The sequence below is a fragment of the Streptomyces cinereospinus genome (assembly GCF_042430725.1).
In the GTDB taxonomy this organism is placed as follows: domain Bacteria; phylum Actinomycetota; class Actinomycetes; order Streptomycetales; family Streptomycetaceae; genus Streptomyces; species Streptomyces cinereospinus.
Genome location: NZ_JBHMCY010000058.1, coordinates 1 through 14,734, shown reverse-complemented (window position 1 = coordinate 14,734; position 14,734 = coordinate 1). Strand labels below are relative to the sequence as shown.

At 73.1% G+C, this 14,734-nt stretch carries 14 protein-coding genes; 11 read left to right on the top strand and 3 right to left on the bottom strand.

Features of this window, described 5'->3' with window-relative positions; all coding sequences use genetic code 11:
- The first annotated feature begins 60 nt into the window (after positions 1-60).
- From ACFF45_RS25700 to der, 7 genes are all read left to right on the top strand, one after another.
- Positions 61-780 (top strand): NUDIX hydrolase, encoded by a 720-nt coding sequence (locus tag ACFF45_RS25700; protein ID WP_381348853.1) that lies wholly within the window; start codon positions 61-63, stop codon positions 778-780.
- Positions 777-1,799 (top strand): ADP-ribosylglycohydrolase family protein, encoded by a 1,023-nt coding sequence (locus ACFF45_RS25695; protein ID WP_381348828.1) that lies wholly within the window; start codon positions 777-779, stop codon positions 1,797-1,799. Before ACFF45_RS25700 ends, ACFF45_RS25695 begins: the two co-directional genes overlap by 4 nt.
- Positions 1,800-1,959: 160 nt before the next feature.
- Positions 1,960-2,322, top strand: coding sequence for a chorismate mutase (gene aroH, locus ACFF45_RS25690; RefSeq protein WP_381348827.1), 363 nt, complete (start codon positions 1,960-1,962; stop codon positions 2,320-2,322).
- Positions 2,319-3,404, top strand: a complete 1,086-nt coding sequence (locus ACFF45_RS25685; protein ID WP_381348826.1) for a prephenate dehydrogenase — start codon at positions 2,319-2,321, stop codon at positions 3,402-3,404. Before aroH ends, ACFF45_RS25685 begins: the two co-directional genes overlap by 4 nt.
- Before the next feature lie 133 nt (positions 3,405-3,537).
- Positions 3,538-4,218, top strand: a complete 681-nt coding sequence (gene cmk / locus ACFF45_RS25680; protein ID WP_381348825.1) for a (d)CMP kinase — start codon at positions 3,538-3,540, stop codon at positions 4,216-4,218.
- Positions 4,176-4,886 carry a lysophospholipid acyltransferase family protein gene (locus ACFF45_RS25675; RefSeq protein WP_381348824.1) on the top strand — a complete coding sequence of 237 codons (711 nt, stop codon included), beginning with the start codon at positions 4,176-4,178 and terminating at the stop codon, positions 4,884-4,886. The genes cmk and ACFF45_RS25675 overlap by 43 nt, the downstream gene beginning before the upstream one ends.
- A gap of 122 nt (positions 4,887-5,008) precedes the next feature.
- Complete coding sequence (gene der, locus ACFF45_RS25670; RefSeq protein WP_381348823.1) at positions 5,009-6,493, top strand: ribosome biogenesis GTPase Der; 1,485 nt, start codon at positions 5,009-5,011, stop codon at positions 6,491-6,493.
- Positions 6,494-6,564: 71 nt separating this feature from the next.
- Here der and ACFF45_RS25665 read toward each other — a convergent pair whose 3' ends face one another.
- Entirely contained in the window at positions 6,565-6,942 is a 378-nt protein-coding gene (locus tag ACFF45_RS25665) for a hypothetical protein (protein ID WP_381348822.1), read from the bottom strand.
- 134 nt (positions 6,943-7,076) lie between these two features.
- A complete protein-coding gene (locus tag ACFF45_RS25660) occupies positions 7,077-7,859 on the bottom strand; it encodes a DUF8842 C-terminal domain-containing protein (RefSeq protein ID WP_381348821.1) in 783 nt (260 codons plus the stop codon).
- 546 nt (positions 7,860-8,405) lie between these two features.
- Here ACFF45_RS25660 and ACFF45_RS25655 point away from each other — a divergent pair.
- The 3 genes from ACFF45_RS25655 to ACFF45_RS25645 all read left to right on the top strand — a co-directional run bounded on the left by ACFF45_RS25655 (position 8,406) and on the right by ACFF45_RS25645 (position 12,188).
- Positions 8,406-9,086 carry a LysM peptidoglycan-binding domain-containing protein gene (locus ACFF45_RS25655; protein ID WP_381348820.1) on the top strand — a complete coding sequence of 227 codons (681 nt, stop codon included), beginning with the start codon at positions 8,406-8,408 and terminating at the stop codon, positions 9,084-9,086.
- 118 nt (positions 9,087-9,204) lie between these two features.
- A complete protein-coding gene (locus ACFF45_RS25650) occupies positions 9,205-9,807 on the top strand; it encodes a LysM peptidoglycan-binding domain-containing protein (RefSeq protein ID WP_381348819.1) in 603 nt (200 codons plus the stop codon).
- 206 nt (positions 9,808-10,013) lie between these two features.
- Positions 10,014-12,188 (top strand): acyltransferase family protein, encoded by a 2,175-nt coding sequence (locus ACFF45_RS25645; protein ID WP_381348818.1) that lies wholly within the window; start codon positions 10,014-10,016, stop codon positions 12,186-12,188.
- Between the two features lie 45 nt (positions 12,189-12,233).
- On the opposite strand, the gene ctaD is transcribed toward ACFF45_RS25645, so the two are convergent.
- Positions 12,234-13,934, bottom strand: coding sequence for an aa3-type cytochrome oxidase subunit I (ctaD, locus tag ACFF45_RS25640; protein WP_381348817.1), 1,701 nt, complete (start codon positions 13,932-13,934; stop codon positions 12,234-12,236).
- Positions 13,935-14,376: 442 nt separating this feature from the next.
- Between ctaD and ACFF45_RS25635 the strand changes: the two genes are divergently transcribed.
- Entirely contained in the window at positions 14,377-14,586 is a 210-nt protein-coding gene (locus tag ACFF45_RS25635) for an I78 family peptidase inhibitor (protein ID WP_381348816.1), read from the top strand.
- Positions 14,587-14,734 lie beyond the last annotated feature (148 nt).

The following is a 14,734-nucleotide window of genomic DNA, read 5'->3' as shown; positions in this document are numbered from 1 at the left end:
TTGTGAAGGACTGCCACCCCCTTTTATAGTCGCGGTGACTATAAAAAGGGGGTGGGTGCGTTGCGGGGCTACGACAAGCACGCGTACGAACCCTTCGCCGTCACCGTCGACCTCGCGGTCCTCACCGTCCGCGCCGGCGCGCTGCACGTGCTGCTCGTCGAGCGCGGACAGGAGCCGTACGCCGGCCGCTGGGCCCTGCCCGGCGGCTTCGTGCAGCCGGCGGAGTCCGCCGAGACGGCCGCCCGGCGCGAACTGGCCGAGGAGACCGGTCTGGCCGACGTCTCCGGGCTGCACCTGGAGCAGCTGAGGACCTACAGCGAACCGGAGCGCGACCCCCGTATGCGGGTCGTGTCCGTCGCCTTCACCGCGCTGCTGCCCGATCCGCCCGAACCGCACGGCGGCGGCGACGCCGCGCAAGCCCGCTGGGTGCCGTACGACGGGGCCCGGCCGCTGGCCTTCGACCACGACCGGATCCTGGCCGACGCGCACGAACGGGTCGGCGCCAGGCTGGAGCACACCGGCCTCGCCACCGCCTTCTGCCCGCCCGAGTTCACCCTCGGCGAGCTCCAGCAGGTCTACGAGGCCGTCTGGGGCACCCCGCTGGACCGGCCCAACTTCCGGCGCAAGGTGCTGGCCACCCCCGGCTTCGTCGCGCCGGTCGCCGGCGCCGCGCGCCTGACCGGCGGCCGTGGCAAGCCCGCCGCCCTCTACCGCCCGGGCGGCGCCGCCGTCCTGCACCCGCCCCTCCTCCGCCCGTCCCGGGAAGGACGCCCCGCATGACCACGACCACCGTCCGCAAGCGCGCCGCCACCGGCTCCCTGCTGGGCCTCGCCCTCGGCGACGCGCTCGGCTACCCGACCGAGTTCCACGACGTGCCGTCGATCCTCAGCCGGTTCGGGCCCTGGCGGCAGCTGGAGCTGCCCACGCCCGCGCTCGTCACCGACGACACCCAGATGACGCTGGCCCTGGCGCGCGGGCTGCGCACGGCCATGGACCGGGGCGTGCTCGGCCCGGCCGAGCTGGCCGGGCCCGTGCGGCAGGAGTTCATCGCCTGGAACCGCTCGCCGGAGAACAACCGGGCCCCCGGCAACACCTGCATCCGCGCCTGCGTCCTGCTGGAGCAGCCGGACCGGCCCTGGCAGGACGCCAGCCAGATCCACTCCAAGGGCTGCGGCGCCAACATGCGCGTCGCGCCGATCGGCCTGATCCCCGGGCTGAGCGACGAACAGCGCGCGGGCGCCGCCCAGTTGCAGGCCGCCCTCACCCACGGGCACCCGACCGCGCTGGCCGCCTCCGACCTCACCGCGCACGCCGTACGCCTGCTCGCGCAGGGCGCCGAGCCGACCGGGCTGGTCGGGCTGCTGCGGTCCTACGCCTACGAGAACCGCGAGCACTACCACGAGCGGTGGCTCGGCGACCTGTGGACCCGGGCGGACGACGGCACACCGGAGCGGTTCATCGCGCGCGGGTGGGACGAGTGCCTCCAGGTGCTCGACCGGCTGCGGGACGCCGTGCGGACGATATCGCCGGAGACCGACCCGTGCCTGGCCACCGGGGCGGGCTGGATCGCCGAGGAGGCGCTGGCCACCGGGCTGCTGTGCTTCCTGCTCCTGGTCGACGAGCCGCTGACCGCGCTGCGCCGGGCGGCGTGCAGCTCCGGCGACTCCGACTCCCTCGCGTGCCTCGCCGGGGCCTTCGCGGGCGCGTACCTCGGCGCCGACGCCTGGCCCACCGCGTGGGCGGACCGGATCGAGTACCAGAGCGAACTGGTGACGATCGGCGCGCTCTGGGACCACTGAGCCGCCGGCGGCACCGCCGGCACGGCGGCGCCCCGTGACGGAGCCCTGCTCCGCGCGGGCGCCGCGTCTCAGCGGGCGAGCGCCCCCCACCGGCCGTCCGCGGCCTGACTAGGCTTGACGGACGAGCAGCCGATGTCGCACAGCAGCGAGGAGCAACGCCGTGGCGGTACGAGCGGTCCGGGGCGCCGTCCAACTCGAACGGGACGAGGCCGGCCACATGGACGAGCAGGTCGGGACCCTGCTCACCGCCATCCTGGAGCGGAACGGACTGAGCACCGACGACCTGATCAGCATCTGGTTCACCGCCACGCCCGACCTGCACAGCGACTTCCCGGCCGCCGCCGCCCGCAAGCTCGGCATCGTCGACGTCCCGCTGATCTGCGCCCAGGAACTCGACGTCGAGGGCGCGATGCCCCGCGTGGTGCGCGTGCTCGCGCACATCGACTCCGACCGGCCGCGCGCCGGCATCACCCACGTCTACCTCGGCGCCGCCGCGGCCCTGCGCAAGGACATCGCCCAGTGAGAACCGCACTCGTCATCGGCACCGGGCTCATCGGCACCTCCGTCGCCCTGGCCCTCGTCCAGCGCGGCGTCGCCGTCCACCTCGCCGACCACGACCCCGGGCAGGCCCGTACGGCGGCCGCACTCGGCGCCGGCACGGACCAGGCCCCCGACGGGCCCGTCGACCTCGCGGTCGTCGCCGCCCCGCCCGCGCACGTCGCCGCGGTGCTCGCGGACGCCATGCGCCGCGGGGCCGCCCGCGGCTACCTGGACGTGGCCAGCGTCAAGGGCGGCCCTCGCCGCGAGCTGGAGGCGCTCGGACTGGACCTGACCTGCTACCTCGGCACACACCCCATGTCCGGCCGGGAGAAGTCCGGCCCGCTGGCCGCGACCGGCGACCTGTTCGAGGGCCGCCCCTGGGTGCTCACGCCCACCCGGGACACCGACACCGAGGTGCTGAACCTCGCCCTGGAACTGGTCTCGTACTGCCGTGCCGTGCCGGTCGTCATGGACGCCGACGCCCACGACCGGGCCGTCGCGCTGGTCTCGCACATGCCCCACCTGGTCTCCAGCCTGGTCGCCGCCCGCCTGGAGCACGCCCAGGAGGCGGCCGTACGGCTGTGCGGGCAGGGCATCCGGGACGTGACCCGGATCGCCGCCTCCGACCCGCGGATGTGGATCGACATCCTCTCCGCCAACCCCGGGCCGGTCGCCGACCTGCTCGGCGAGGTCGCCACCGACCTCGGCGACACGGTCCGGGCGCTGCGCGCACTCCAGTCCTCCGACGAGGCCAAGCGCCGGGAGGGGACCGCCGGCATCGAGGACGTGCTGCGGCGGGGCAACGCCGGGCAGGTCCGGGTGCCCGGCAAGCACGGGACCGCGCCGCGGGCGTACGAGGTGGTCGCGGTGCTCATCGACGACCAGCCCGGTCAGCTGGCCCGTATCTTCGCGGACGCGGGGCAGGCCGGCGTCAACATCGAGGACGTGCGGATCGAGCACGCGACGGGCCGGCAGGCCGGTCTGGTGCAGCTGATGGTGGAGCCCAAGGCGGTGCCCGTGCTCGGCGCGGCGCTGCGGGAGCGGGGCTGGGCGCTGCGGCAGTAGGCGGCCGTCCGGGCCCCCGCCCGGCGGGAGCGCCGCCGGGCGGGTGGGCCGGACGAGTGACCCGTACCCAGTAACCTTGTGCAGGGCACCGTCATGCCCCGCCCGCCACCCCGGCCCAGGAAGGTTCCCCACAGTGGAAAGCGCCCCGGCAGTGATTGTCGCCATCGACGGCCCCTCCGGCACGGGCAAGTCCAGCACGTCGAAGGCGGTGGCGGCGCGGCTCGGTCTGAGCTACCTGGACACCGGTGCCCAGTACCGGGCGATCACCTGGTGGATGGTGACCAACGGGGTCGACGTGACCGACCCTTCGGAGATCGCCGCCGTGGCGGGCAAGCCGGACATCGTCTCCGGCACCGACCCGGCCGGCCCGACGATCACGGTCGACGGGGTGGACGTGGCCGGCCCGATCCGCACCCAGGAGGTCACCGCCAAGGTCAGCGCGGTCAGCGCGGTGCCCGAGGTGCGGGCCCGGATCACCGAGCTGCAGCGCTCGATCGCGGCCGACGCCCGGACCGGCATCGTCGTCGAGGGCCGCGACATCGGCACCACGGTGCTGCCGGACGCCGACCTGAAGATCTTCCTCACCGCCTCCCCGGAGGCCCGCGCCGCCCGGCGCAGCGGTGAGCTGAAGAACGCCGACGTCGACGCCACCCGCGAGGCCCTGATCAAGCGGGACGCCGCCGACTCCAGCCGGAAGACCTCGCCGCTCGCCAAGGCGGACGACGCGGTCGAGGTGGACACCACCGACCTCACGCTGGCGCAGGTCGTCGAGTGTGTCGTCGGCCTGGTCGAGGAGAAGCGGGCGGCGAAGTGACCGAGGCACCGTCCCGGCGGGGCGCGGAGGTCGGCCGGCGCATCGGCCTGCCGCTGATGCACGCGCTGTGGCGGCCCCGGGTCCTGGGCGCCTGGAAGGTCCCGGCGACCGGCCCGGCCGTCCTCGCCGTCAACCACTCGCACAACGTCGACGGTCCGATGGTGATGGGCGTCGCGCCCCGGCCGGTGCACTTCCTGATCAAGAAGGAGGCGTTCGCCGGCCCGCTCGACGCCTTCCTGACCGGGATCGGCCAGGTGAAGGTGGACCGGCAGAGCACCGACCGCACCGCGGTCACCCGGGCGCTGGACGTGCTGTCCGCCGGCGGTGTGCTCGGCATATTCCCGGAAGGCACCCGGGGCGAGGGCGACTTCGCCGCGCTGCGCGCCGGGCTCGCCTACTTCGCCGTGCGCAGCGGCGCCCCGGTCGTCCCGGTGGCCGTGCTGGGAAGTTCCGAGCGGCGGGGACGGTTGATGAAGGGGCTGCCTCCGCTGCGGCACCGCATCGACGTCGTCTTCGGCGAACCGTTCGAGGCGGGCGACGGCAGCGGGCGGCGCACGCGCACGGCGCTGGACGAGGCGACCGGGCGCATCCAGAAGCAGCTCACCGGGCATCTGGAGCAGGCCAGACGGCTCACCGGCCGGCTGTCCGCTTCCGGCGGCCGGGCCTGACGGCCCGGCCGGGCCGTCAAAACGCCGGGCGCCCGACCGGGCGCTGGGCGACACTGAGTAGTGGATCACCCCGAACCGGGCGCTCCACCGATCACCACGATGAACGACGAGGTACGGACTTCATGAACGACCAGATCCAGCCCGACGGCTCGGACGCGTTCGAGCACGATCACGGGGCGCTCGGCGACGCCGAGTACGCGGAGTTCATGGAGCTCGCCGCCGAAGAGGGCTTCGACCTGGAGGAGGTCGAGGGCGCCATCGAGGCGGCCGGGCACGGACCGCTGCCCGTCCTCGCCGTGGTCGGCCGTCCCAACGTCGGCAAGTCGACCCTGGTGAACCGCATCATCGGACGCCGCGAGGCCGTCGTGGAGGACAAGCCGGGCGTCACCCGCGACCGCGTCACCTACGAGGCCGAGTGGGCGGGCCGCCGCTTCAAGGTCGTCGACACCGGCGGCTGGGAGCAGGACGTCTTCGGCATCGACGCGTCCGTCGCCGCGCAGGCCGAGTTCGCCATCGAAGCGGCCGACGCGGTCGTCTTCGTGGTCGACGCCAAGGTGGGCGCCACCGACACCGACGAAGCGGTCGTCCGGCTGCTGCGCAAGGCCGGCAAGCCGGTCGTGCTGTGCGCCAACAAGGTGGACGGCCCGAGCGGCGAGGCCGACGCGGCCTACCTGTGGTCCCTCGGCCTCGGCGAGCCCTACCCCGTCTCCGCGCTGCACGGCCGCGGCACCGGCGACATGCTGGACGCCGTCCTGGAGGCGCTGCCGGAGGCGCCGCGCGACGCCGTCGGCGGCACCGGCGTCGGCGGCCCGCGCCGCATCGCCCTGATCGGCCGCCCCAACGTCGGCAAGTCCTCGCTGCTGAACAAGGTGGCGGGCGAGGAGCGCGTCGTCGTCAACGAACTCGCCGGCACCACCCGCGACCCGGTCGACGAAATGATCGAACTCGGCGGCACCACCTGGAAGTTCGTCGACACGGCCGGCATCCGCAAGCGCGTCCACCTCCAGCAGGGCGCCGACTACTACGCCTCACTGCGCACCGCCGCCGCCGTCGAGAAGGCCGAGGTGGCCGTCGTCCTCATCGACGCCGCCGAGTCCATCTCGGTGCAGGACCAGCGGATCGTCACCATGGCCGTCGAGGCGGGCCGCGCGCTCGTCATCGCGTACAACAAGTGGGACACCCTCGACGAGGAGCGCCGCTACTACCTGGAGCGGGAGATCGAGACCGAGCTGGGCCAGGTCGCCTGGGCGCCCCGGGTGAACGTCTCGGCGCGCACCGGGCGGCACATGGAGAAGCTGGTCCCGGCGATCGAGACCGCCCTGGCGGGCTGGGAGACGCGGGTCCCGACGGGCCGGCTGAACGCGTTCCTGGGTGAGCTGGTCTCCGCCCATCCGCACCCGATCCGGGGCGGCAAGCAGCCGCGCATCCTGTTCGGCACCCAGGCCGGCACCAAGCCGCCGCGGTTCGTGCTCTTCGCCTCCGGCTTCATCGAGGCGGGCTACCGGCGCTTCATCGAGCGTCGGCTGCGCGAGGAGTTCGGCTTCGAGGGCACGCCGATCCATATTTCGGTGCGGGTGCGCGAGAAGCGCGGCGCGAAGAAGAAGTAGACGAAGAAGAAGTAGACGAAGAAGCAGCGGCAGAGCAGGCGAGAAGGGCGGCCCGGGCGGGGCCGCCCTTCTCAGCTGCCCCGGCGGGGGCCGGGGGGAAGCGCGGGGACGTGATACGTCCCGGTGGTGTGCTGCTGCCCGACCGTCCCGACCCGCTGCCACGTCGGCTGCTGCCCGCCGCCGTGCCGGGCGCTCTGCGCGCCCGCGCTGTAGGCGCTGTACGAGCCGCTGTGCGTCATCGAGCCCTGTGACAGGTACCCGAAGGCGACGAACCCCAGGTTCTCCTCGCCGCGCCGGTCACCCGGCAGCGCACGGAAGGACTTGACGTACTCGACGCAGAGCGCGTCGTAGATCGGCGTGGCCGAGGGGCCGCCGGAATGATCCTGACCTGACCGAGCGGACGGGATCGGCTGCAAGGACTGGCGGCGGGAAACGTCGTATGCGTGCACGTATGTCCAAACGACCCCGGACGGGAAGGGATGCGGTCGGGCGGCGTCCGGTGCGGGGCGCGGGGAACCGCGCGGCCGGCCAGGGACGTCCCGCGGCCGTCGGCGCGCCCGCCCCGTGCGGCGCGTTCCCGCGCTCACGTACCGGCGAGCGGCAGCACACTCGCGACCAGCTGGCCGTTGGCCGCGGCCTTGTCCAGCGCGTCCCGCAGCAGGTCCTCCCGGGGCTGGCGCCCGATGGAGCCCACCGGCGCGGCGAACATGAGCACCTGCTGGTGCTTGTTCGCGGCCGCCCGCCATCCCTCGGTCACCTGCAACGGCTGGTGCGCCTGCCACCAGGCCACCGGCTGCCCGCCGTTCGGCGCCGGCTGGAGCACCGCGTGCAGCTGCCCCATGGCGAGCAGGACGGACCAGCCGTGCAGCACCGGCGGTACGGAGCTCAGCTCGGTGACGGGCATGAAGCCCTGCTCGATCAGCAGCGGCAGGAAGTCGTCCCCGGCGGCGGTGGAGCCGGGGCGGACGATGGGGCCGGTGGGCTCGACGACCAGGGCCGGGTGCAACTCCCCGGCGATCAGCACCAGTCCGCTGGTCACGCCGAGCACGGCCTGCTCGGGCACGACCTTCTCGGCTTCGAGGTCGGCCGTGTCGCCGCTGATGGACCTCACGGCGCCCTGGAGCTGCTCCTCGGCGACCTGGACGACCTGGGAGGGCAGGCAGCCGGCGTGGGCGAAGGCGAGCACGGCGGTCTCGTCACCGATGAACAGGACGGTGCTGGTGCGCTCGCGCTCGGAGTCGCCGGGGGTGCGGCAGGACGTGCAGTCGTAACTGCCCGGGGTGTTGTCTCCGGCGAGCAGCCGGTCGGCTTCTTCGTCGCCGATCTCGGCGCGTACCTCGTCGCTGACGTCGAGCATGCGCGGCACGGGGGGCTCCCTCGGGATGCGGTGCGTGGCGAGGCCGGGGGGCTCCCGGCCTGTGGTCCGGGGTGGGCCCCCGGCTCATGAAGAAGACAACGGCCGAGCTGTGGCGGTAGTCACGCTGCCTGACGAACGGAATCGAACCATCCACCGCACACGGTCACGACCGACCCGGAAACGGACACTCTCCGTCAAGTCGCGTCGCCAGTACGGCACTTGATGGGGTGAGGTGAGTCACAAGCGGATGGGTGAGGTGGTCGACAAATCCGGAAATCGGCGAACGAAATGGGTGTCCGGAAATCGTCGTTACTTCGGGTAACTGGCAACTGGCCTCGGCGGACGGGCAATTGGTTGATCCCGGCTCGGCGCGCTCCGTACATTCCTGCGCCGTGTGCAACGAGCACCGCCCGGACACGTCCACCGGCCCGGGCCGGCCGCGGCAGGCCGGCCCACAGCACGACCCCCGGCGGACGGGGCCGGCCCGGCGACCGCGCCCCTGCGCGGGAACCGCGCCCGGCCTGGGGGAACCCGGGTGCGTCGAGAGGGAATCACATGTCCGAATGTGCCGATACCACCCGCGGCAACGTCCGTAAGACCCGTACGTCGGCGGTCCTCGCCGGGGCGGCCCTGCTCGCCCCGCTCGGGCTGCTGGCCGCGAGCGGCGGTGCCGCGGCGGCGGACGGCGGAGTGTGGGACCGCATCGCCCAGTGCGAGAGCGGCGGCAACTGGCACATCAACACCGGCAACGGCTACTACGGCGGCCTGCAGTTCTCCGCCGGCACCTGGCGCGCGTACGGCGGCACGGTCTACGCCCCGACCGCCGACGGGGCGACCAGGGAGCAGCAGATCGCCGTCGCCACCAAGGTCCAGCGCGGCCAGGGCTGGGGCGCGTGGCCCACCTGCTCGGCCCGGGCCGGGGCGTACGGCAGCGCGCCGGCCGCCCCCGACGCGTCCGCCGGCAACGGGGCCCCGGAGCGCGCCGCCCCGGCCCGGCCCGGTCGGCCGCGGTCGGCCCCGTCCCCCTCGTCGCAGCCCGCGACGGCGCCGGCCCGCGCGTCGGGGCACACCGACCGGGACGCCTCCCGCGGCGACTGCACCGTCCGCCCGGGCGACACGCTGAGCGGCATCGCGGCCCGCAACGGCACCACCTGGCAGCGGCTGCACGCCGCCAACCGGGACGTCGTCGGCGGCGATCCCGACGTGCTCGTGCCCGGGCAGCGCCTGGTCCTCTGAGCCGCCCGCGCGCAGGCGCCGCACGGGGCTCGGCCCGGTCCGCCGACCGGGTGGAGCCCCCGGCCGCGGCGGGCGCGGCTCGGCCGGACCGGCGCGCGCCGCCGCCTAGCGTGAGCCGATGCGCAGCAGATCCCTGACGATCGCCCTCGCCGCGACCCTGTTCACCGTCCTCGCCCCCGCCGCCGCCCAGGCGGCACCCCCGTCCCCGCTCCCGGCGTCCGGCCCGGCCGCCGTGCACGAGTCCGCCGCCTGCGCCGACGACCAGTGGCCCTGGGGCTGCGTCGCCCAGTGCGAGAGCGGCGGCAACTGGCACATCAACACCGGCAACGGCTACTACGGCGGCCTGCAGTTCTCACCATCCACCTGGAAGGCGTTCGGCGGCCTGAAGTACGCCCCGCGCGCGGACCTCGCCACCCGCCAGCAGCAGATCGCGGTGGCCCGCGAGGTGGTCGCCGTCCAGGGCTGGGGAGCCTGGCCGGTCTGCGCGACGCGGTACGGCCTCAAGGGCCGCTGGTACACCGTGAAGCCCGGCGACACGCTGTACGCGATCGCCCGCACATACCAGGTCCGGGGCGGCTGGCAGGCCCTCTACGAGGCCAACAAGAAGACCATCGGCCCCCGTCCGGAGCGCATCGAGGCCGGGACAACGCTGGTCCTCCCGGACGGCGCGGCCCGCGTGCAGGGTCCGCCCGCGGTGTCCGGCCCACCGCTCGCCGGCTGAGTGACGTGTCCCACGGTGCCGTGCGCGACCCCGCCCGAAAGGGTTGTTGTCGGCCGGTGTTCAAACCAGATCCACCTCCTCGTTATGGCGATGTAATGACCGCGACGTGACGCACGGGCCCTGCCGGGGGTAAGTTCGATCGTCCGGCTCCGGGGCGATCACCAGCGCCGGCCGGATGACGCCCCACGAGCAAGGAGATCTGCACGGTGCCCGTCCGCCGCCTCGCGCACGCCCCGCGGCCCACGTCCCCCGACGTCCCCTCCCTTCCGCAGCCCCGGGACGGAGCCCCCGGGGACCACGGGAAACGGCCCCCGTCGGCGGCGGGCGGCGCGGGACTGCGGCTGGACATCCAGGGCCTGCGCGCGGTGGCCGTCACACTCGTGGTGCTCGGCCACTCCGGGGTCTCCTCGGTGGCCGGCGGGTACGTCGGCGTGGACGTCTTCTTCGTGATCTCCGGCTTCCTGATCACCTCGCTGATGCTCCGCGAGTGGACCCGGGAGGGCCGGATATCGCTGGGCCGCTTCTACGCCCGCCGGGCGCTGCGCCTGCTGCCCGCCTCCACTCTCGTCGTCCTGGCGACGCTGGCGGGCTCCTGGCTCTTCCTCGGGCCGCTGCGCTTCGCGGACTACGCCAAGGACGCCGTCGCCTCCGCCTGGTACGTCGTCAACTTCCGGCTGGCCGAGGCCGGGACCGACTACTTCAACACGGACGTGCCGCCCTCGCCGTTCCAGCACTTCTGGTCACTGGCGGTCGAGGAGCAGTTCTACCTGATCTGGCCCATCGTCCTGATCGTCGCCCTGAAGCTGTTCCGGCGCCGGGTCCTGCTGGCGGTCCCGCTGCTCGCCCTGGCCGCGGCCTCCTTCGCCCTGAACCTCCACCTCACCGAGACCTCCCCCTCATGGGCCTACTTCGGTTCGCAGGGACGGATCTGGGAGCTGGCCGTGGGCGCCCTGCTGGCCCTGGCGGCGCACCGCCTCGACGCCATCCCGCGTCCGGTCGCGGCCGTCCTGAGCTGGGCCGGCCTGGCCGCCGTCGGCTACGCGGCGGTGACCTTCGACGAGAGCACCCGCTTCCCCGGCCACAACGCCGTGATCCCGGTCCTCGGCGCCGCGGCCGTCCTGGCCGGCGGTGCGGCGGCCGGCCGCTACGGCGCGGGCGCGGTCCTGTCGCTGCGCCCCGCCGTCTGGATCGGCGGCATCTCCTACGCCTGGTACCTGTGGCACTGGCCGCTCATCGTCATCGTCCCGGCCGCCGCCGGATTCGGCGAGCACGAGGGACCGCTGCGGCTGACCGCCGCCCTGGGCGGCATCGTCCTCGCCTGGGGCACCCTGCACCTGGTCGAGAACCCGATGCGCTTCCACCGCGTCTTCAAGGCCCGTGCCGCCCGGGGACTCTCGCTGGGCCTGGGCCTGTCGGCGGTCGCCGCCGCGGCCGCGGTGTTCGCCGCGCAGTTCCCGCCGGCCCTGGACGGGGGCGGGGCGCGGCAGGACACCAAGGAGACCCTCGCGACCGCGTCCGACCCCCGCGCCGCACTGACCGAGCTGCTGGAGCAGCGGGTGGAGAAGCTCCCGTCCAACCTCGAACCGAGCATGCGGGACACGGCCTACAAGCGGTCCGAGGTCTACACCGACGACTGCGCCCTCACCATGACCGGCACGGTGCAGACGCAGCCCTGCCTGTACGGCGACACCACCGCCGACCGCACCGTGGTGCTGTTCGGCGACTCGCACGTCGCGCAGTGGTTCCCGGCGCTCGACGCGATCGCCCGCAAGCACCACTGGCGGCTCTACTCGTTCACCAAGAACGCGTGCAAGGTCTCCCAGATCACCATCGAGTACAACGGCGGCCCCTACTCGACCTGCGACGACTGGCGGGCGGTGACCCTCGACAAGATCCGCGGGATGGAGCCCGAACTCGTCATCACCTCCAGCTCCAACTCGGCGAAGCTGTACGGGGACGGCGACATGGCGCAGGAGTGGGGCAAGGGCCAGGCCGAGACCTACCGGATGCTCCAGCAGGGCCGCACCCGGGTGCTCACCCTGCTGGACACCCCATGGCCCAGGAACAACGCGGTGGACTGCGCGGTGGCGCACCCCGAGAGCCTGGGCTCCTGCGCCCGCGACCGCGCGGACGCCGACCCCGCGCCCGAGGTCACCGAGGCGATCCGGGCGGCGGCGGCCGCCGAGGACGTGGCGACCATCGACCCCTACGACTGGGTCTGCGCCCCATCCGGCAACTGCCCGGTCGTGGTGGGCAACACCATGGTCTACCGGGACTACGGACACCTGGCGGACGGCTTCGTCGAGGCGCTCACCCCGGTGGTCGAGGACGAACTGCTGCGGCTCTTCGGCGCCGACCTCAGCCGGCGTCCGGGGGCGTGACCCCCGGGCACCGCGTCCCGGGGCGGGCCGCACGGGCCCGGGCGGTCACGGCCGCCCGAGACCGCCCGAGCCGGGCTCCGGAACGCCGGGCTCCTGGACGACGTGGCGCCCGGCGTACTCCGGGTGGTGCACGTCGAACGCCGGGGAGTCGGAGCGGATCCGCGGCAGCGTCGTGAAGTTGTGGCGCGGCGGCGGGCAGGAGGTCGCCCACTCCAGGGAGCGCCCGTAGCCCCAGGGGTCGTCGACCTCCACCGTCCGGCCGTACCTGGCGGTCTTCCAGACGTTGTGGAGGAACGGCAGCGTCGACAGGCCGAGCAGGAACGCGCCGATCGAGGAGACCGTGTTCAGGGCGGTGAAGCCGTCCGCGGCCAGGTAGTCGGCGTACCGGCGGGGCATGCCCTCGGCGCCGAGCCAGTGCTGCACCAGGAACGTGGTGTGGAAGCCGGCGAAGAGCGTCCAGAACTGGATCTTGCCGAGCCGCTCGTCGAGCATCTTCCCGGTGAACTTGGGCCACCAGAAGAAGAAGCCCGCGAAGACGGCGAAGACGACGGTGCCGAACACCACGTAGTGGAAGTGCGCCACCACGAAGTACGAGTCCGTGACGTGGAAGTCCAGCGGCGGCGAGGCCAGGATCACCCCGGTCAGCCCGCCGAGCAGGAACGTCACCAGAAAGCCCACCGACCACAGCATGGGCGTCTCGAAGGACAGCGAGCCCTTGAGCATGGTCCCGGTCCAGTTGAAGAACTTCACCCCGGTCGGCACGGCGATCAGGAAGCTCATGAAGGAGAAGAACGGCAGCAGCACCGCGCCGGTGGCGAACATGTGGTGCGCCCACACCACCACCGACAGGCCGGTGATCGCCATGGTGGCGCCGACCAGCGCCCCGTAACCGAAGACCGGCTTGCGGCTGAAGACCGGGATGATCTCCGTGACGATGCCGAAGAACGGCAGCGCGATGATGTAGACCTCCGGGTGCCCGAAGAACCAGAACAGGTGCTGCCACAGCAGCGCCCCACCGCTCGCCGCGTCGAAGACCTGGCTGCCGAACCGCCGGTCCGCCTCCAGCACCAGCAGCGCCGCCGCCAGCACCGGGAACGCCAGCAGGATCAGGATCGACGTGAACAGCGTGTTCCAGGTGAAGATCGGCATCCGGAACATGGTCATCCCGGGGGCGCGCATCCCGATGATCGTGGTGAGGAAGTTGACCGCGCCGAGGATCGTGCCGAACCCGGACAGCGCCAGTCCCATGATCCACAGATCGGGGCCGACGCCCGGCGAACGCTCCAGGCTGTTCAGCGGCGCGTACGCGAACCAGCCGAAGGCGGCCGGCCCGTCCGGCACGAGGAGTGAGCCGAGCACGATCAGCCCGCCGAACAGGAACAGCCAGTAGGAGAGCATGTTCAGCCGCGGGAAGGCCACGTCCGGGGCGCCGATCTGCAACGGCATCAGCTCGTTGGCGAAGCCCGCGAAGCTCGGCGTCGCGAACAGCAGCAGCATGATCGTGCCGTGCAGCGTGAACAGCTGGTTGAACTCCTGGTTGGTCAGGAGCTGCAGGCCCGGCCGGGCCAGCTCGGCGCGCATCACCAGCGCCATCGCCCCGCCGATCAGGAAGAACGCGAACGACGTGATCAGGTAGAGATGGCCGATCTTCTTGTGGTCGGTGGTGGTCAGCCAGTCGACGATCACCCGGCCCTGCCGCCGGTCCGGTACCGGCCGCGCTGTCGCCGGTACGGTCTGGGTCCCCATGCCGCGCTCGCCCTTTCGCTCCTCGGCGTTCAGGCCCCCGTCCGGCCCGCGCCACGGGTGCCCGCGAGCCCCCGCCGTGACGCTCACGCGACCGCGGCGGCGGCAGCGGGCGTACGGGGATTCTGTGCGGAATGCGTGTCATTTCTGTGCTGTTCCGGCATCTCGCGGCTGCGCGCGAGCACGTCCGAAATCGGCGAGAAAAGGCGTCCGGGGGCAGTCCTGTGTGAACTCTCCACCCGGCTTTTCGGAACGCGGTGACGCCGCGCGAAAATTGCGTTCGTATACCCCCGCAAGGGGGACGCAACCGCCCGTCCGTGTGACGGAGTTCCACTGAAACGCGTGGCGTGATCCTGTGACAGAAGTGTGACCGGAGGGGGATCAGCGACAGCCCGTGCACAGTGTCCCCTTTCCCCTCCGTGGCGCAGCGCCTAGCGTGGCGGGCATGGCACCGTTTTCGACATCCGAACCCGATGACGATCCCGAGACCTATGTCGGCCTGCCGCAGTCCGACGCCGAGGAGCGCGCGCGTGGGCGTGGCTGGACGACGGTGCGTTCCCTGCCGCCGGGGACGATCATCACGATGGAGTACCGGGTGGGCCGGCTGAACTTCGAGGTCAAGGACGGCACGGTGGCGCGGGCCTGGAAGGGCTGACCGGACCCGCCCCGCACACCCCCTGCGGCACGAGGCACCGGTTCCGGGAAGGGGAACCGGTGCCTCGTGCCGTGCGTCCGTGCCGTCAGCCGCCCGTCAGCCGCCCGTCAGCCGCCCGTCAGCCGCCCGTCAGCCGCCCGTCAGCCGC

What these genes read in the sequence shown, in the direction of transcription:
- ctaD (WP_381348817.1), bottom strand. Translation starts at nt 13,934, where the DNA reads ATGGGGACCCAGACCGTACCGGCGACAGCGCGGCCGGTACCGGACCGG.
- der (WP_381348823.1), top strand. Translation starts at nt 5,009, where the DNA reads ATGAACGACCAGATCCAGCCCGACGGCTCGGACGCGTTCGAGCACGAT.
- ACFF45_RS25655 (WP_381348820.1), top strand. Translation starts at nt 8,406, where the DNA reads ATGTCCGAATGTGCCGATACCACCCGCGGCAACGTCCGTAAGACCCGT.
- ACFF45_RS25695 (WP_381348828.1), top strand. Translation starts at nt 777, where the DNA reads ATGACCACGACCACCGTCCGCAAGCGCGCCGCCACCGGCTCCCTGCTG.
- ACFF45_RS25650 (WP_381348819.1), top strand. Translation starts at nt 9,205, where the DNA reads ATGCGCAGCAGATCCCTGACGATCGCCCTCGCCGCGACCCTGTTCACC.
- ACFF45_RS25635 (WP_381348816.1), top strand. Translation starts at nt 14,377, where the DNA reads ATGGCACCGTTTTCGACATCCGAACCCGATGACGATCCCGAGACCTAT.